This window comes from Clostridia bacterium, assembly GCA_016887505.1.
Classification (GTDB): domain Bacteria; phylum Bacillota; class TC1; order TC1; family UBA5767; genus UBA5767.
In genome coordinates this window covers 814123-832291 of record CP069393.1, presented here as the reverse complement: position 1 = coordinate 832291, position 18169 = coordinate 814123, and the positions used below count along the sequence as shown (strand labels likewise).

Here is an 18169-nt window from a genome sequence, read left to right as displayed (position 1 = left end):
GAAAGAAAAAATGAAGAGTGGTATAGAAAATAAATTTATTATAGATGAAGCTGAAAAGGATATTCGAATCGACCGGTATTTGGCTGATACCTACCTAGATATTTCTCGACAGTATGTAGTGGAGCTTATTGAGTCTGGCCATATTCTAGTAGATGGAAAAAAGGTGAAAAAGAACTATAAGCTTAAAGCAGGTGAGACGGTTATAGTAGAAATACCGAAGCCAGAGGAACTGTCTGTGGAACCTGAAAATATCCCATTGGATATTTTGTATGAAGATGCAAGTGTCATTGTCATAAACAAGGGAAAAGGAATGTCTGTGCATCCAGCACCGGGTAACTACACTGGAACCTTGGTTAATGCACTTTTGTTTCACTGTGCGGATCTTTCTGGTATTAATGGAAAGATGCGACCAGGTATTGTGCATAGGATTGACAAGGATACCACGGGTGTATTGGTGGTCGCGAAGAATGATGAGGCACACCGTAACCTTGCCGAGCAGTTTAAGGCACATAGTGTCGAAAGGCTATACACAGCTCTGGTATATGAACAGATGGAAGAAAATGGTGGGCGAATTGAAGCACCCATTGGACGTGACCCAAGGGATCGAAAACGCATGGCCGTAAATCATAAGAATGGTAAAGCAGCCATTACCCACTATAGGGTTTTGAAACGTTTTCCTGGTTTCACGCTAGTGGAAATGAAGTTGGAAACGGGACGCACACATCAGATTCGGGTACACATGAGCTACATAAAGCATCCATTAGTGGGTGATACTAGATATACGAAACGTGCCAATCCCTTTGATACCACTGAACAGATGCTTCATGCTGGTGTTCTTGCTTTTGACCATCCTAAGTCTGGGGAAAGAATGAGATTTACCTCACCGCTACCGGATTACTTTCAACAAATTTTGGATCAATGGGATTATTTAGAGGAAAGGGAAGTTGAAGATGGCGGATTATCTAATTAGTGCGACAGCAGAAGGGCAAGCTAGAGCCTTTGTAATTCAGTCCACAGAAATCGTAGAGCATGCTAGGATAATTCATGACTTATACCCCACATCAGCAGATGCATTAGGTCGGCTATTGACTGCAACTGCACTGATGGGTCATACACTAAAATCGAAAGAAGATAGCATTACACTTCGAGTGATGGGTGATGGACCCCTGGGTGCAATAATTTCAGTTGGGGATAAAGACTTAAACGTTCGCGGTTATGTAAATAACCCGCATGTAACTATGCCAATTGAAGAATATGGTAAATTTGCATTTGCCAATGCAGTGGGGATGGGAAACCTTTTTGTTACTAGAGACCTTGGATTGAAAGAGCCTTACACTGGCAGTGTCCCATTAACCTCAGGTGAAATCGCTTCGGATATAAGTGAGTACTATTTGAGTAGTGAACAAATACCAACTGCTTGTGGTCTAGGCGTATATATTGAGACGGATGGAACAGTACAAGGGGCTGGTGGATTTTTAGTGCAGCTTCTTCCAGGAGCAGATGAGGAATTTGCCAAGCAATTGGAAAAGAATGCTTTGGCAATGCCAGTTTTGAGTGAACTTTTTAAAGAAGGCAAAACCCCAGAGTATGTTTTGACGTTGTTGTTTTCAGGATTGGAATACAAAATCAATGAGAAAAAAGAAGTAGCATTTCAGTGTGTTTGCAGTAAGGAAAAGTATAGCGAAATATTGGGAACGCTAAAAACGGAAGCTATCGAAGAAATGATCCGCGAGGATCATGGAGCCGAAGCTGTTTGCAGTTTTTGCAATAAACGCTACCAGTTCAGCGAGGAGGAACTAAAAATAATGCTCCAGGAAAAGAAGAGAGAATTGTCATGATAAAAGTAACTATTCTGGATAATGGAAGAATTATAACTGCAAAAAAAGGAAGTAATCTACTCAAGGTTTTGAAAAAGAATGACATTAAAATAAGCAGTCCGTGTGGTGGCAAGGGTACCTGTAAGAAATGCAAAGCGAGTCTGCAAGTTTTCCAAAATGGCATAGAGAGCTATGAGGATATTCTTACGTGCAAATACAAGTTGGATAAAGACATCTGTATTCGCATCAAGGACGCTACCAAATTTGTGGATAAGAAATCTTCTCTTGTGAAGAACCAGGTATATAAGGTTCAAAAACAGATTAAAAAGGTTCCCTTCGAGTTTGATAAGGCAACCCTAAAACACGATGCCTCCATCGTTGACCGGCTTGAGAAAGCGGTAGGTCAATCACTGAAGATATCGATAGATTTACTGCATAAACTTTGTTCCGACATCGGAACTGGTGCCTACAAAGGATATGCAATTATTGAAGGCGATCGACTGCTTACCATAACGACAGAAGATATTCCCCTGCTGGGAGCAGCCATAGACATCGGAACCACAACGATGGTGCTATACTTGGTGAATCTTGAAAATGGTAAAGTAGAGGGAATTTCAAGTGCCAGCAATCCTCAGGCCGTTCACGGAGCAGATGTGATTTCTAGGATTGCATATTGTACAGAGTCTGTTGAAAAGCGTAAAGAGTTAAAAGATGCTGTGCAAGCAGGTGTGAAAGAACTAACCGATAGGGTATTGAAAATGACGGGGCTTAACGCTGAATATATCTTTAAGGCAACTGTGTGTGGCAACACCACCATGATGCATCTTTTCCTAGGATTGGAACCGAGACATATTGCACTGGCACCGTATCTAGCTACTTATCGGACAATACAGCCAGTTAAAGCCTCATCTGTTGGTATGAAGTGGAATGGGGAAGCAATATTACATATAATACCCAACATTGCTGGCTTTGTAGGAGCAGATACAGTTTCTGTAATTCAGGCCAACAAATTGGATAAGACGAAAAAAACCATAATGGCACTAGACTTGGGTACCAATGGAGAACTTGCCTTAGCAGTAGGTGGCAAGATCTTAACCTGTGCCACAGCAGCAGGGCCAGCTCTAGAAGGAGCTTCCATAGAATATGGTATGCGTGCTGATGTTGGGGCTATTGAATCTTTGGATATTATTGACAATGAAATTGTCTTAAAAACCATTGATGACGGAACACCGGTAGGGATTTGTGGCTCTGGTTTAATTGATGGTGCTGCCAAATTGCTGAATCATGGCCTGATACTGAAAAATGGAAGGGTAGCAGCTTTACCAGATGAAAATCCCTTAAGTCGGTGGTTAGGTACCTTTAATGGTCAGAGAGCAATCAAGCTTTATGAAAATTTAGAAGAACCCGACAAGGAAATCTGGTTGACTCAAAAAGATATCCGAGAGTTGCAATTGGCAAAGGGCGCTCTCTTGGCTGGCATGAATGTGCTTATGAAGCGTGCAGGTATAACGAACAAAGATATTAAAGCTATTTATTTAGCAGGTGCTTTCGGTAGTTACGTGAATACCAAGAGTGCACTAGAAATCTCTATGTTTCCAGATATCGCTTTAGAGCGAATTGTGGCTGTAGGCAATAGTGCAGGACAAGGAGCAATCATCAATCTACTATCTGCGGATGAGCGTAAGAGAGCTGAAAAAATATCTGTTAAATCCAAATATATTGAGTTATCTACAGACAAGGACTTTAATTCAGAATTTGCTCGCTGTATGAGTTTTTAGCAAGGTTGACGATATGGGGTTAAAAGAAGTATAATTTTATGATAATTTCTTTAAATTGGTACGAGATGCCATCAAGAGAGATATGAATGAATCTGTCTTCGGCAGATTCTTTTTTTTGGAGGGCTTATGTTACAGGAAAAAGCGACAGTTATGGATGGTGAGAAGATCCGCAAGACATTGACCCGTATTACACATGAAATAATTGAAAAAAATAGGGAACTAGACGAATTGGTTATTGTTTGCATTCATCGTGGCGGTAATGCAATAGGTGAGATTATACAAGCAAATATCAAAAGGATTGAAGGGGTGGAGATTCCTTTGATCTATTTGCAAACAAAGGCATATAGAGATGATGTTAACAAAGAAAACTTGGATTTAACGCTGGATGTAAGTGAATCGGTGGATGGCAAGGTGGTCATATTGGTTGACGACGTCTTATATACTGGGCGTACTGTCCGAGCAGCCTTGGATGCCTTGAACACGCTAGGCCGACCGCGGAAAGTAGAGCTTGCAGTCTTAATAGACCGTGGGCACAGAGAATTGCCCATACGCGCAGATTTTGTGGGCAAAAATGTACCTACTGCACATAAAGAAAATGTGGATGTATTGATTCATAAGGATATGTCTGGAAGCCACGTCATTATTACAGAAAGGAAGAAAAATGGTTAATCTATTGATTAAACAGGTCCGCTGGGTAAATCCTTATGAGCAAACGGATGAGATTAAGGATATCTATATTCGTGAAGGCGAGATTGCTATCGTCGGAAATAACCTCAATCCGGAAAGAGTGGAGACCATCGATGGAGATGGGTTGGTATTATGCCCAGGATTTATTGATATGCATGTACATTTGCGAGAACCAGGGTATGAGCATAAGGAAACAATTCTTACCGGGATGCAGGCTGCTGCCCATGGCGGTTTCACAGCGATTGCGCCTATGCCCAATTCTAAGCCGGCAGCAGACTCCGCAAAGACGATTCGCTACATATTGGATAAAAGCGAGGCAGGCCCGGTAGAAGTCTTACCCATAGGGGCGATAACACAAGGACTGAAAGGGGAAAAGTTGACCGATTTGGCTGAATTGAAGAAGGCTGGTGTTGTGGCTTTCTCCGATGATGGTATGGCTGTCATGGATTCAGAAACCATGAAAAATGCCATGCAAATTTCAAAAGGATTGGGTGCTGTAGTTATCGACCACTGCGAGGATCTTTCGCTCACCAAAAATGGTGTATTGAACAAAGGCCCCATCTCTGAACAACTAGGTTTACCGGGTATTCCTAGGGCAGCGGAAGACATTATGACAGCAAGAGATATTTTACTTGCCAAGGAGTATGATCTTCCTATTCATATTGCCCATGTAAGTACCAAAACCTCCGTAGACTTGATTAGGCATGCTAAGGCAGAGGGGGTTGATGTGACTGCTGAAGCGACTCCGCACCACTTTTCTTTAACCGACGAGAGTCTCCTGACGAATGATGCCAACTACAAAGTAAGTCCTCCTCTCCGGGGTGAAATGGACCGTTTGGCTGTTGTGGAAGCAATAAAGGATGGTACCATAGATATGTTTACTACGGACCATGCACCACATAGCCAAGAGGAGAAGGCAAAGGGGCTAGAAAATGCACCCAAAGGTATGATTGGTCTTGAGACATGTTTTGGGGTTATCAATACGGAATTGGTCAGAAAAGGGGTTATCGATTTGGTGAAGGCCATTGAGATGTTGACCATAGCACCATATACTCGTTTTAGTTTACCGGAGCAATGTGGCAATCCAATGGAAGGACTTGCCAATCTAGTACTTATTGACCCCGAAAGAAAGTGGGAAGTCCGACGTGAAGACTTCTATTCTAAATCGATTAACTCACCATTTTTAGGCACAGAGCTTTATGGGAAAGTGCTGATGACCATAGCTGGAGGAGACTTGGCTATGAGAGACGATAACGTCACATTTTAGAGGAGATACTTATGCCTTATGCGATACAAGGAAAAGTAATTAGTAATGTTTCCTTAAACCACCAGGTATACCGGATGGAAATAGAATGTCCGGATATTGCTAACGAAGCGTATCCTGGACAGTTTATACAGATTGGATCTAGTAATGAAGCTTCACCGCTTCTGAATCGACCGATAAGTATTGCTCGAATTATCCCGGGTGGTTTACAAATTATGTATGCTGTAGTAGGGCCTGGCACCCTGCAGCTTTCTCGAAAGCAAGAAGAAGACAAGCTAAAGATTATTGGACCGTTGGGTCATGGATTTAGCTGGACAGCAGAAATGAAAAAAGTCCTACTAGTTGGAGGGGGTATTGGTGTTGCGCCGTTACACGCTTTGGCAGAAGCACTATATGAAGAACAGGTAGAAATCCATACTATTTTGGGCTTTAATTCTCAAAAAGATGTCTTTTCGCAAGAGCAACTTGCAAAATGGAGCAAGAAACTATGGGTGACTACCATGGACGGTACATGTGGTATTAAGGGACATGCTTGTACGCCACTTGAAGGCCTAGTGTCTATTTCAGAATACGACCATGTCTACGCCTGCGGACCAAAACCCATGTTGAAGGCCCTAGCCAAGATTTGTAACACAAGACATATTCCTTGTAGTCTTTCCATGGAGGAATATATGGCGTGCGGTATTGGGGTATGTTTGGGTTGCGTTACAAGAATTCTTAACCAAAACCAAGAAGAGACCTATGAACGAGTCTGTGTGGAGGGGCCTGTTTTTTCAAGCAGAGAGGTGGTTTTCGATGACTGATCAACAAGTAGACTTATCGATTGATTTGATGGGACTTCACTTAAAGAATCCTGTTATGACTGCTTCGGGAACTTGTGGCTCTGGTGTTGAGCTTTTGCCCTATATGGATGTATCCTCCTTGGGTGCTATAGTAGGGAAGGGTACAACTTTGAATAATAAAAAAGGAAATCCTCCTGGAAGATTGATGCAAACATCTGGAGGACTTCTAAATTGTATTGGTCTTCAAAACCAAGGAGTGGACTATTTCTTAGCAAATATTCTACCGGAGGTAGGGAAACTAGATACCCATTTTTTTGCAAATATTTCTGGCAACACGGTAGAAGAGTATGGAATATTGGCTGAAAAACTAGATGTGGAGGGTATTTCAGGGCTTGAAGTGAATATTTCATGTCCTAATGTTAAGTCTGGTGGCTTGGCTTTCGGTACGATACCAGAAGATGCACGTGCTGTTACCGAGGAGGTCAAAAAGCATACTAGCAAAAAGGTTCTGGTCAAACTTTCACCAAACGTTACCGATATTACCGCAATCGCTCAGGCGGTTGAGGACGGTGGTGCAGATGGAATCAGTCTGATTAACACCTTGTTGGGTATGGCTATAGATAGTGAGACTATGAAAGCGTCGCTATCCAATACATTTGGAGGGCTGTCTGGTCCTGCTGTAAAACCGGTAGGTCTAAGGATGGTTTATCAGGTCTACCAAAAAGTTAGTATTCCCATTGTTGGATTGGGTGGGATCATGAATGCTAAAGATGCTATTGAATATATGCTGGCAGGTGCTACCGCCATCCAATTGGGTACAGCCAATCTGGTGAATCCAGCAGTAGGCCTAGAAGTCATCGATGGTATTGAAAGGTATATGAAACAAAAGAACATAAAAGATATCAAGTCCTTGGTAGGCAAGGCACATAGATAGGAGGAATGATGGCTAAGGAAAAACTCATTGTGGCACTGGATGTGGATACAATGCAAGAAGTAGAATATTATGTTAATCTTTTGAAGGACGAAGTGGGTATGTTCAAGATTGGCATGCAAGTCTACAACAGCCTAGGGAAAGAAGTAGTGAGCCGAGTCAAAGAGTTGGGCGGAAAAGTATTCTTGGATCTCAAGTTACACGATATTCCCAACACGGTTGCTCAAGCTACCAGAGTACTTACGAGTTTAGGTGTGGATATATTCAATGTTCATGCGTCTGGTGGTGAAGAGATGATGCGAAAAGCTGCTCAAGCAGCTCGTGAAGAAGCAAAACGTCTAAATATCCCCTCTCCAATGGTTATTGCAGTGACCATCCTGACGAGTCTATCAGATGAGGATATGCAAGCCATAGGGTATGCAGAAGACCCAACAAACATGGTTAAAAGGCTGGGTGCCTTATCTAAAAAGGCAGGTCTCGATGGCGTTGTTTGTTCACCCTTGGAGGCAACTTTGATTCGTGAGGTTTGTGGTAAAGACTTTATCAGTGTGACGCCAGGTGTAAGACCGGCAAATTCAGATGTAGCAGACCAAAAACGGATTATGACACCTAAGAAAGCCATAGCAGCTGGTTCTCATTATTTAGTAGTGGGAAGACCTATTACAAAAGCAGATGACCCAGTAGCTGCGGCTAGAAGCATTGTAAAGGAAATGGAGGAAGCATATGTTAACGAATGAACAAATAATTGAAATCTTTGAGGAATCCGAAGCTTTACTGAATGGGCATTTCAGATTAACTTCAGGTAGACATAGTGGACAATATGTACAATGTGCTCAAGTACTCAAGTTCCCAGAATACACGGAAGCACTCTGCGAACATATGGCAGAGTCTTTTGTAGATGATGAAGTAGATTTGGTGGTAGGCCCGGCAATGGGTGGGGTGACTCTTTCTTATGAGATGGCACGCCAACTGGGTACACCTAGTCTTTTTACAGAACGTGTGGACAACAAAATGACCCTAAGAAGGAACTTTTTTATACCTAAGGGTGCAAGAGTCTTGGTCACTGAAGATGTGACGACGACGGGTGGCTCAGTAATCGAAGTGATTAACTTAGTGCGAGAAGCTGGTGGCGTGGTAGTAGGCACTGCTGTGCTAGTAGACCGTTCCGGCGGAACATTGGATTTGGGCGTGGATAAACAGGTAAGTGCTCTAACTTTAGACGTGGTCAGCTTTGATGCAGAAGAATGTCCTTTGTGTAAAGATGGCGTTCCCATTGTAAAACCAGGCTCTAGAAAAGTAGATTAAGATGGATTCAAAAGCCCGCCTTGGCGGGCTTTTTTTGATAGGCTACAGGAAATAAAAGGCAAGTGATAATTCGGGGTGTGAAGATGAGGCAACTCATACCATGGCATGATATAATAATAAAGAAGAACAGATGAAGCAGGATGGAGAAGATATTCTTAGTTTTGTTGCAGCAGTGGAAGGCTTGGCATAATAGGTTAAAGCTATGATAGTAAGAGTAGGGGGAAAAGAAAATGAAACAAAAATTACTCATTATTCTACTTGCCACGCTACTGGTTTTTAGTGTTTCCACGATGGCGTATGCTGAAAATTTGGTGGTAGAACCAATTAACCAAGAGCTTAAAGAACAGATGCGTACTATGCTACAAGATAGGATTCAGATACGTGATGAAGCACGAGAACAGTTGCAGGAACGTATTAGACTACATGACAATGATCAACCTTGTTTTAATGATATAGAGGGACATTGGGCTCAGGAACAGATTCGTTCATCATTTTATTGGGGCCTTGCAGGTGGATTTCCAGATGGTTCTTTTTCGCCCAATAGCCCCACGACAGGCACACAAAGTGTGCTTATGGTAAAACAGCTACTCCGGAGCCTGGATGGTATTTCATATGATGACCAAGATCTAGATGAAATCGATTGGGACCTTGTTCCAATTTGGGCTAGAGAGCTCATGCAGGAAAAAACAACCATGCAGATTGCTCAAATGAGCCAAAACTATGGTAAAGCAAATAGTAGCAGGCTACAATTTGCTCTTCTGCTAGCCAAAAGTCTGAAAATTGATAAGATGGACTTTGATGAGGATAAGACCTATTACTTAGACCAGGATGAGATACCTACTTCTGAATTGGGATATGTGTTAGCGCTTAGAGAAATGGGCTTGATTAGTGGATCTAATAACAGATTCTATCCTAATAGAGAGATTACAAGAGCCGAAGTGGTTGTTGTTTTAAATAGGGTAATCGCCCAAACTGAAGCTCGTGAGAGAATTACACAGAATGAAGAGAATAAGATGCAAGAAGAAAAACCTGCTTCGGGTTGAGGCAGTTGTGAATAGCTGGTACAGCTATGTGTAATAATAAGAAAATCGCCTTGAATACTGAAGGATTGCCTGTCTAAACATGCAATCCTTCTATCTTATTGCTACTAGGAATAGTATTCGAAGACAATAGCAAAAAAGTTCTTGGGATGGAAAACAATATCTAGACAGAACTAAGGTATGAACGTTCGATTGGGATACCATTGAAATATCTCAAAAGAGACCGATGAATTTGGAGTTTACTGGCCTATGAAAACAAGAAGCTTAGGGAATGAGAATTTTATCAAAATTGTTGATGGAGATCACACATATTACGGTGGCAATCAATTGTGGTTTCAACCAAATCAAGTTGGCATGTTTGGTGGTTGTGGGACCGTTGCAGCAGCAAATTTGCTAGCCTATCTAGCCATAAACAAGGAGAGTTTTCGCGGATTATACCAGTACGATATCTTGAACCCTACCATAGAAGAATTTAGAAGGCATATGCAAGATGTATACGAGTATATTACGCCCATTAAAGTATTTAAACCAATTCATCAAGTTCATGGTATGCCTGTAACACTAGGTTTGCCAACCCTGTCTATGCTTTCAAACGGGATAAGGCAATATGGCAAGAGTAGGGGGATTGACCTACTAATTCGTTCCAAGAAGAGAATTGGAAATATGGACAACGTTATTCAATTTATTCAAGAAGGCCTGCAATCCGACTCACCCGTTCTATTGTTAATCTACTTGAATAGAAGTTTAAAGAATGTAGGCTTTATAGATCATGGGGGACATCAAAGAGAAGAAGACTTCCAACGGCACTGGGTCACGATTACAGCACTTCATGAGAATCCGGAAACCATGAAAACCACAATGGATGTTTCCTCCTGGGGCTCTATGGCAACCCTTGATTTGGACGAAGTGGTGCAATGGTTTGGATTTGGTGGCATGCTATATGTTGAGTAGTGGTTGGGTTTTAAAGTGAAGTCAGTGTGAGATGAATCATTCGTTTGGTTCATCTCATACTGCTGTTTGAAGAGAATATGTTAGATACCAAGATGGCTGAATCTATAACAAATTTTCAGCTTTCTTAAGAGCAACTATATTAATCTTGTTTTCTTCGCTTTCTTTTCCTAAGCCTTTCATGATGTATATCATGACAAGAGCGGTTGCAAGAAAGGAGATAAGATCTGCTATTGGTGCTGTAAAGAGAATACCTTCAACACCCATAATATTGGTCATTATGAATATTAACGGTAAGACTAAGACGATGTCTCTTAGAAGGGATAACCCCATAGAGAGTACTGGCTTTCCTAGCGCTTGTAAAAAGATGGACGATGATTTTTGCACCGCACATAAAATGACAAAAGCCAAGTAGATTCTAAAAGCTTTAACGCCAAATGCCAAATACAGGTTATTTTCTGTACCGAATAAACCTAGTATTTGACTAGGAAACAGTTCAAAAGCTAAAGTACTAATGGTCGCAAATATAATTTCAGCTTTTAGGACTAAGGCATATAAGGACTTAATTCGGTCATATTTGCCAGCACCTAAATTAAAGCCGACAATGGGTTGTGCACCAATTGCGATTCCCACGATAACAGAAATTACGATTTGAAAGACTTTTGTAACAATACCAAAAGCAGTCAAAGGAATATCACTACCATATTTTGATAGTGCTCCCTGCGTAACCAATACATTGTTCATGACCGTAAAAGTAATCACAATGGATATTTGCGTTATGAAGCTACTAACCCCCAGTGGCAAGAATTTCCCAATTATTGCATTGGGGACAAGGTCCTGTAATCCTAATGTAAATGTATTCATTCTGAATAAGTACCGACAGGACACTGCTGCAGAAATTACTTGGCCAATCGATGTGGCAAGTCCAGCACCCATCATGCCCCAATTGAATACAAATATAAAGATGGCGTCTAATACGATGTTTACGATTGCACCAATAAACATGGATCCCATTGCATATTGTGGGCTTCCGTCCGCTCGAATAATTGAATTTATCGAGTTTGCCAATATAAAGAAGGGGATACCGATTAGAATATAATTCATATATTCAATAGCATAGCGAATGTTATTTTCAGTAGCGCCAAAGCGCCATAGGATAGCTTCTTTATTCAAAACAGCAACCAAGGTCAGCGCAATGCTTACCATAATCATTAGGGTTACTGCTGATCCAACACTTTTTCGTCCAGATTCATAATCTTTTTTCCCAGAACATATACTGAGAAGTGCGGCACTACCATCGCCAATGAATAAGGCTAAGGATAAGGCTATAATCGTAATGGGGAAGACTACATTTGTAGCTCCATTTCCAAGATAACCAACAGCGTGACCTATAAATATTTGGTCAACGATATTGTACAGGGATGAAATTAGAAGGGAGAGAATGCAAGGAATAGAGAATTTCAGTAAAAGTGTTCCTAGTTTTTCTTCTGCTAAATAGTTTTTGTTCATGACAACCTCCATAAAATAGTTCTGAATTACTAAAAGTGTGTGAAAAATACTGCTTTTTGCAAATAAAAAAGCGTAAGTCCAGTTATAACTGGACTTACGCTTTCGCTACTCGCTATGTTTTACAGTATAACAGATTTTTAGATTGTGTGTAATCATTAATTATTTATAGGATTGTCTACATATTGTTCTGACCAAATAGTTCATTATATGCAAAATAGGAATGATTTGTTTTTCCTAATCTCTAAAGGGATAAAAGCGATTAGAATTATTTTGACAGAAAAAGATAATTCTGTTATTCTTCTCATATACCCCACTGGGGTATATGAAACTTGTGAAGAGTAAAGGAGAATAAAATGAGCATAATTGTTGAAGGACAACGCTGTCCTAAAAACCACCGTTGCCCCTCTATCGCGTATTGTCCAACTGGAGCAATTGAGCAGCAGGGATTTGAAGCACCAACTATTGATAAGGCGAAGTGTGTACAATGTGGTAAATGCTTGATGATGTGTCCTTATGGCGCATTTCAGAGTGTATAGGAGTAAACATGGATATACTGATACCGGCGTTAGCAGCTTTGGTTGTATTTAGTTTGTATAAAAAGATATATTATCGTGGTAGAAAGAAGATTGGCAAGGAAGAAGCGAAGAAAAAGATTAGAGAAGAAAAAGCAGTATTGCTAGATGTACGTACTGCAAAAGAATATCAAGCTGGTCACATTAAGGGAAGTAAATTAATGTCACTCCATACCATTAAATCGGTTGCACCGAAAAAGATTAGTAGGAAGGATCAGCCGGTAATAGTCTATTGTGAGAGCGGTTCTAGAAGCATGAAGGCAGTTAAGATACTAAGTTCTTTGGGATATACTGATGTCTATGATTTTGGTCGTAGGGCAAACTGGTAAATTAATTCGTTTCCTTGCTATGGCTCCTTGTAAATATCGCATGGATGATTTCAAAAATAATAGGGATAAAGTAACGATAGGTGGCCGATGTGCTGCTTTTGGAAATTTTAATAGGCTGGCAAGCTAGCATAATAACTAAAAATCGGAGTGACGGAAGAGTATAGAATCTTCTGGCACTCCGGTTTATTTAATATATGGCCATTACAAACCAAACGATAATTAACAGGTTTAGCAACAAGTAAAATGGCAGTATTAGTTTTGCAAGCATTTTGTGTTTTGCTTTTTTTACAACCCGAGTGTAAATTACATAGCTAGAGTGGATTAAAAAAGCAATCATAGTGGGTATAAACAAGTATTTAATATGCCATAGACTGGATAAGATGGGAATAAACTGTCTGCTAACCGAATCCAAACCAGAAATAATAAATAGCATAAATAAGGGAATCAAGGCCCAAGCGGCAATTTTATTGAGCCTAGATATCAGCTTCATTGTTGTAACCTCTGCTTTCCCAGAAGCCCTTATAGTTCTCATCATCGGAAAGCTCTATTCTTGTTACCCATTTAATCCATTTGTAACCAAGCTTGTCTTGTGCTACCAATTGGAAAGGAAATCCTCTTTCTTTAGGCAGGACTACGTCATTCATTTTATAGGCTAATAAGATATCATTGTCTAAAATGAAATCCAAGGGTACAGAAGTTGTGTACTCATCTACAGCATGAAAGATGACAGTTTTGGCGGATGGATCAATACCAGCTTGTTCCAAAAGATCAGCAACTTTTATCCCTTCCCAAAGAAGATTTACGCTCCAACCTTCTACACAATACATGTTTACGACTTTGGAATATCGGTCAAATCCGAGCGCTTCATCATAAGTGTATTCCATCGGGTTATCTACCAAGCCATCAACAGTAAGTCTATATGCGTCAATATCGACATCCTGTGGTCCCTTGATAGAGTTTTCTCTAAAATCGAGGATAGACGAAAGATCTTCTCCTTCATATTCTCGTACTTCCACTTCTGCAAGTTCGTTGATTGTGGGCCCTTCTGGGGTGTCTATCGGGGGTTGTTCAGCAGGGTCTTCACCTGATGAGCAGGCACTGAAAGCGAGCATTACAATGAGCAATATGCTTATTAGTTTAAACTGTTTCATTTTAGCCTCCTTGTTTTGGTGCTACTTCTTACTTATTAATCATAGCACTAAGCAGCTCGAGCTTGAAATTTAATGAGGGGTACTAAAAAATATGCAATATGTCATTTTATTCGGTATGCTTAAGAGGAAGCAGGGGTAAAGAGTGGAATATGTAGGTATAGGAATAGTTTATACAATAGCAGGAGGTGCAATGGAAGTCATAAAAGGAGTAATACGTGTTTACACAGAACGGTGGCCCTATTTTCTAGAATTGACATTGGATCATATCTTTTTAACAGGGGTATCTGTATTTTTTATTTTAATCATTGGTTTAACGGTAGGTGTTCTAATAACAAAGAATCGGAATCTAGCTTCCATTGTGATGGGCATCAACAATTTTCTTTATACGATTCCATCGATTGCTCTGTTTGGATTCTTAGTAGCCATCACTGGCATCGGTAATAAAAGTGCAATTATCGCCTTGGTGATTTACGGGATGCTTCCAATCGTTAAAAATACATATGTGGGGATTATGGAGGTAGATGACCAAATTATTGAATCAGCGATTGGCATGGGAAGCACGCCAAGTCAATTGTTGCTACGGGTTCAATTGCCACTAGCAATGCCGGTGATTATAACAGGCATACGGACTATGGTCGTGATGACCATTGCTTTGGCAGGAGTTGCAAGTTTTATAGGTGCGGGCGGTTTAGGAAATGCACTGTGGCGGGGCATAACGACCTATTTCCCCGAGATGACGATTGCGGGTAGTTTATTGGTTGCCCTACTGGCAATCATAGCGGATGCATTGCTGGGTCTATTGGAAAAAAGACTATATAGTAGGGTTTTAGGAAAAGAATCAACAGGGAGGTAAAAGTATGAACGGTAGAGTAGGTTTAACGAAAAAAATATTTGTATTGTTGCTTGTGCTCGTAATATCACTAAGTATAATTGGATGTGCAAAGGATGAAAAGACGGTAGTCATTGCTTCAAAGCCAATGACGGAACAGTATATCTTGGTGGAAATGCTGACCCAGCTGATTGAGTCTAATTCAGATATTGTGGTTGAACAAAAGTTGGGCATCGGTGGTGGTACATCAAACATCCATCCAGGTATGATTAATGGAGAAATAGATATCTATCCAGAATACACTGGAACAGGTTGGCTGTTTGTTTTAAAACAGGATTTGATTAATGATCCACAAGCCTTATATGAAGCTGTGAAGGAACAATACAAGAGTGATTTTGATATTGTTTGGTCAGAGCTCTATGGCTTTAACGATACGTATGGCATTGCTATGAAGAAAGAAGTAGCAGAAGCTATGAATATTAAAACGTATAGTGATCTTGCAAAAGTAAGTGACCAACTTGCGTTGGGTGCGGAATATGATTTTTATGAGCGTGAGGATGGTTATCCAGGATTAGAGGCAGCGTATGGATTTGATTTTGATGATAAGGTGGAATTGGATATAGGTCTTAAATATCAAGCAATTGGCTCTGATCAAGTTGATGCAATTAACATTTTTTCGACAGATGGACGTTTGAAAGAATTTGGTTTGGTTGTCCTAGAGGATGATATGAATTTCTTCCCTTCCTATTTTGCAGCAACGCTGGTTCGTCAAGAAACGCTAGATATGTATCCTGAGCTAACTAGTATTTTGGCAATGATGGACGGCCTTATTAGCAATGAAGAAATGACAGAGATGAACTATTTGGTAGAAATAGAAGATATGGATCCCAAACAGGTGGCAATGGATTTCTTGACTCAAAAGGGATTGCTGTAATATGCAAGTTATCCAGATTCAAGACATAGTGAAATCATATCAGAAGGATCAACTTGTCATTGATCATTTATCTTTGGATGTAGAAAAGGGTGAGTTTGTGGTACTTTTAGGGGCCTCGGGCTGTGGTAAGACGACGCTGCTTAAAATGATTAATAAGCTTCTTACTTTTGAGTCCGGTCAAATTATTGTAAATGGTCGGAATATTCAAGAGTGGGATACGATTGAACTAAGAAGAAGTATCGGGTATGTGATTCAACATATTGGACTTTTGCCACATTTGACCATAGAAAACAACATTACTTACGTGTTGTCACTTATGAAGGTTGCAAAGGGAACAAGAAGGAAAAGAGCAGAAGAGCTGATTGACTTACTCGGCTTTGAAAGAAGCTTTTTAACACGGTATCCACGGGAACTGAGTGGAGGGCAACGCCAAAGGATTGGTGTAGCAAGAGCACTTGCGGCGGATCCAGATATCATATTGATGGATGAGCCATTTGGTGCAGTGGATGAGATTGCGAGGGGTACCTTGCAGGACGAACTGAAGTCACTGCATGCAAAGCTGGGGAAAACAGTTATCTTTGTAACGCATGATATTGCAGAGGCTTTAAAGCTGGGAACAAGGATTATTCTTTTAAACAACGGGAAGATTGAACAGCAGGGTACGGGCAGAGAGTTAATATTTAATCCTAAGACACCTTTTGTAAAAGAATTTTTTGGACTTAAAGGGTTCCGCTCTATTTTGGACGGTTCCTTGATGGAACAGGTATATGAAAACATCTTATGTGGCTCTATGACACTAAATGAGGTCTATAACAACTTACGTGTAGAAAATAGTTGTGAGGAGTGATGTTAATGAGTACCATCTATCTAGCAGGCGGTTGTTTTTGGGGAGTACAAGCCTATTTTGATCGTATTGAAGGTGTCTTGCGTACTGAAGTAGGCTACAGCAATGGAATCACGGAGAGTACCAGCTATATGGAATTACATCGTACAGATCATGCGGAGACGGTGAAGGTGGAGTACGATGAACTAAGGTTGCCACTTGTGACTTTGCTGACGGAGTATTTTAAGATTATTGATCCAACTAGCGTGAACAAACAAGGTAATGACAAAGGTAGACAATACCGTACTGGCATCTATGTGACAGAGGAGTCGGAAATTCCTACAGTGGAAGAATTTTTGAAGGAAATGTCTGAAAAGTATACAAAACCAATTGTAGTAGATGTAAAGTTAGTTCGTAATTATGTGATTGCGGAGGAGGAACATCAAGACTATTTGAAAAAGCATCCAGGCGGATATTGCCATATTGACTTAAGTAAGGCGGGGGTATAGGCATGACTAAGAAAATTGTCTCCAAGAAATACAGTAAACCTTCCAAAGATGAAATTCGTAAAAAACTGAGTCAAGAGCAATTCAGGGTAACACAAATGTCGGGCACGGAAACACCGTTTATGAATGACTATTGGAGTCAAAACAAAGTCGGCATCTATGTGGATGTGGTAAGCGATGAGCCCTTGTTCTTTTCGAAAGATAAGTTTGATTCAGGATGCGGTTGGCCTAGCTTTTCTAAGCCGATAGAGGAATCTTTGGTCCAGGAGAAAACGGATATGGCTCATGGTATGAATCGAACAGAAGTGCGGAGTAAAACGGCAGATTCACATTTAGGACATGTGTTTACCGATGGTCCCAAGGAAATGGGTGGTCTACGTTATTGTATAAACAGTGCAGCAATGAGATTCATACCCAAAGAAAATATGGAAGAAGAGGGTTATGGCTATTTGCTTCCTTTTGTGGATTAGAGTATTGGATTGACAGTTGAAATTGGATTAATCGAAATGAACGAAGTCGTAGAAGTGAAAATAATCCAATAAATGTACCTAGAAAAGTTTGAGATTAAAATATAAGGAAGATTCCCTGATTTAGGAAATCTTCCTTAATTCGTTATTTTTTACTTTTAACAAGACTTTGCAAAATAGCAAGCATCAAAGATACCAAGAAAGCGCTCATAAAACCATTTACGTAGACACCATTTACTAGTGAGGATGCGAGCATAATCATCCAGGTGTTAATTACTAGTAAGAACAATCCAAGTGTCATCACTGTAATGGGAATGGTTAAAAGCTGCACGAGTGGCTTCACAATCAGGTTGATTAAGAATAGTACCAATGAGAATACCACCATTGCCGAGATAGAGCTTACCTGAAATCCAGAATAAAAGTAGGAAATTACGGCAATTGTAGATAAGTAAATCAGATAACGAGTTATAAGTTTAGACATAAATACCTCCTTATAA

20 protein-coding genes and 1 pseudogene are annotated in these 18169 nt (G+C 40.5%); 17 read left to right on the top strand and 4 right to left on the bottom strand.

The genetic code is table 11. The annotated features are described in order from the left end of the window. The first annotated feature begins 10 nt into the window (after positions 1 to 10). The 11 genes from JR334_04120 (at position 11) to JR334_04070 (ending at position 10555) form a co-directional block, all read left to right on the top strand. Positions 11 to 970 carry an RluA family pseudouridine synthase gene (locus JR334_04120; protein QRN86852.1) on the top strand — a complete coding sequence of 320 codons (960 nt, stop codon included), beginning with the start codon at positions 11 to 13 and terminating at the stop codon, positions 968 to 970. Then, positions 951 to 1838, top strand: coding sequence for an Hsp33 family molecular chaperone HslO (hslO, locus tag JR334_04115; GenBank protein QRN86418.1), 888 nt, complete (start codon positions 951 to 953; stop codon positions 1836 to 1838). The genes JR334_04120 and hslO overlap by 20 nt, the downstream gene beginning before the upstream one ends. Further along, positions 1835 to 3595 carry a DUF4445 domain-containing protein gene (locus JR334_04110; protein ID QRN86417.1) on the top strand — a complete coding sequence of 587 codons (1761 nt, stop codon included), beginning with the start codon at positions 1835 to 1837 and terminating at the stop codon, positions 3593 to 3595. Before hslO ends, JR334_04110 begins: the two co-directional genes overlap by 4 nt. Before the next feature lie 126 nt (positions 3596 to 3721). After that, positions 3722 to 4264, top strand: a complete 543-nt coding sequence (gene pyrR / locus JR334_04105) for a bifunctional pyr operon transcriptional regulator/uracil phosphoribosyltransferase PyrR (protein ID QRN86416.1) — start codon at positions 3722 to 3724, stop codon at positions 4262 to 4264. Then, positions 4257 to 5549 (top strand): dihydroorotase, encoded by a 1293-nt coding sequence (locus JR334_04100; protein ID QRN86415.1) that lies wholly within the window; start codon positions 4257 to 4259, stop codon positions 5547 to 5549. The genes pyrR and JR334_04100 overlap by 8 nt, the downstream gene beginning before the upstream one ends. A gap of 11 nt (positions 5550 to 5560) precedes the next feature. Next, the gene (locus tag JR334_04095) at positions 5561 to 6349 is read left to right on the top strand and encodes a dihydroorotate dehydrogenase electron transfer subunit (protein QRN86414.1); all 789 of its coding nucleotides are present in this window, start codon (positions 5561 to 5563) and stop codon (positions 6347 to 6349) included. Further along, complete coding sequence (locus JR334_04090; protein QRN86413.1) at positions 6342 to 7262, top strand: dihydroorotate dehydrogenase; 921 nt, start codon at positions 6342 to 6344, stop codon at positions 7260 to 7262. The genes JR334_04095 and JR334_04090 overlap by 8 nt, the downstream gene beginning before the upstream one ends. Positions 7263 to 7270: 8 nt before the next feature. Further along, positions 7271 to 7996: an orotidine-5'-phosphate decarboxylase gene (gene pyrF, locus JR334_04085; GenBank protein QRN86412.1), complete on the top strand. Its 726-nt coding sequence runs from the start codon at positions 7271 to 7273 to the stop codon at positions 7994 to 7996. Further along, positions 7983 to 8564, top strand: a complete 582-nt coding sequence (locus JR334_04080) for an orotate phosphoribosyltransferase (protein QRN86411.1) — start codon at positions 7983 to 7985, stop codon at positions 8562 to 8564. The genes pyrF and JR334_04080 overlap by 14 nt, the downstream gene beginning before the upstream one ends. Before the next feature lie 230 nt (positions 8565 to 8794). Next, positions 8795 to 9607, top strand: a complete 813-nt coding sequence (locus JR334_04075) for an S-layer homology domain-containing protein (protein ID QRN86410.1) — start codon at positions 8795 to 8797, stop codon at positions 9605 to 9607. Positions 9608 to 9853: 246 nt separating this feature from the next. Continuing rightward, a complete protein-coding gene (locus tag JR334_04070) occupies positions 9854 to 10555 on the top strand; it encodes a hypothetical protein (GenBank protein QRN86409.1) in 702 nt (233 codons plus the stop codon). Positions 10556 to 10657: 102 nt separating this feature from the next. On the opposite strand, the gene JR334_04065 is transcribed toward JR334_04070, so the two are convergent. Beyond that, a complete protein-coding gene (locus JR334_04065) occupies positions 10658 to 12061 on the bottom strand; it encodes an MATE family efflux transporter (protein ID QRN86408.1) in 1404 nt (467 codons plus the stop codon). A gap of 353 nt (positions 12062 to 12414) precedes the next feature. Between JR334_04065 and JR334_04060 the strand changes: the two genes are divergently transcribed. Beyond that, complete coding sequence (locus JR334_04060; protein QRN86407.1) at positions 12415 to 12597, top strand: 4Fe-4S binding protein; 183 nt, start codon at positions 12415 to 12417, stop codon at positions 12595 to 12597. Positions 12598 to 12605: 8 nt separating this feature from the next. Continuing rightward, entirely contained in the window at positions 12606 to 12962 is a 357-nt protein-coding gene (locus JR334_04055) for a rhodanese-like domain-containing protein (GenBank protein QRN86406.1), read from the top strand. 187 nt (positions 12963 to 13149) lie between these two features. On the opposite strand, the gene JR334_04050 is transcribed toward JR334_04055, so the two are convergent. Both JR334_04050 and JR334_04045 read right to left on the bottom strand, forming a co-directional pair. Beyond that, positions 13150 to 13395 (bottom strand): hypothetical protein, encoded by a 246-nt coding sequence (locus JR334_04050; GenBank protein ID QRN86405.1) that lies wholly within the window; start codon positions 13393 to 13395, stop codon positions 13150 to 13152. Positions 13396 to 13435: 40 nt separating this feature from the next. Next, a complete protein-coding gene (locus JR334_04045; protein QRN86404.1) occupies positions 13436 to 14113 on the bottom strand; it encodes a molybdopterin-dependent oxidoreductase in 678 nt (225 codons plus the stop codon). A 190-nt stretch (positions 14114 to 14303) separates the two neighbouring features. On the opposite strand from JR334_04045, the gene JR334_04040 reads away from it, so the two are divergent. From JR334_04040 to msrB, 4 genes and pseudogenes are all read left to right on the top strand, one after another. Next, entirely contained in the window at positions 14304 to 14966 is a 663-nt protein-coding gene (locus JR334_04040) for an ABC transporter permease (GenBank protein ID QRN86403.1), read from the top strand. A 4-nt stretch (positions 14967 to 14970) separates the two neighbouring features. Beyond that, positions 14971 to 15876: a glycine/betaine ABC transporter substrate-binding protein gene (locus tag JR334_04035; GenBank protein ID QRN86402.1), complete on the top strand. Its 906-nt coding sequence runs from the start codon at positions 14971 to 14973 to the stop codon at positions 15874 to 15876. 1 nt (position 15877) lies between these two features. Then, the gene (locus tag JR334_04030; protein QRN86401.1) at positions 15878 to 16723 is read left to right on the top strand and encodes an ATP-binding cassette domain-containing protein; all 846 of its coding nucleotides are present in this window, start codon (positions 15878 to 15880) and stop codon (positions 16721 to 16723) included. Beyond that, a pseudogene (gene msrB / locus JR334_04025) lies at positions 16720 to 17675 on the top strand (peptide-methionine (R)-S-oxide reductase MsrB). Before JR334_04030 ends, msrB begins: the two are co-directional and overlap by 4 nt. 142 nt (positions 17676 to 17817) lie before the next feature. On the opposite strand, the gene JR334_04020 reads toward msrB, so the two are convergent. Beyond that, the gene (locus JR334_04020) at positions 17818 to 18153 is read right to left on the bottom strand and encodes a phage holin family protein (protein ID QRN86400.1); all 336 of its coding nucleotides are present in this window, start codon (positions 18151 to 18153) and stop codon (positions 17818 to 17820) included. Positions 18154 to 18169: the final 16 nt, after the last annotated feature.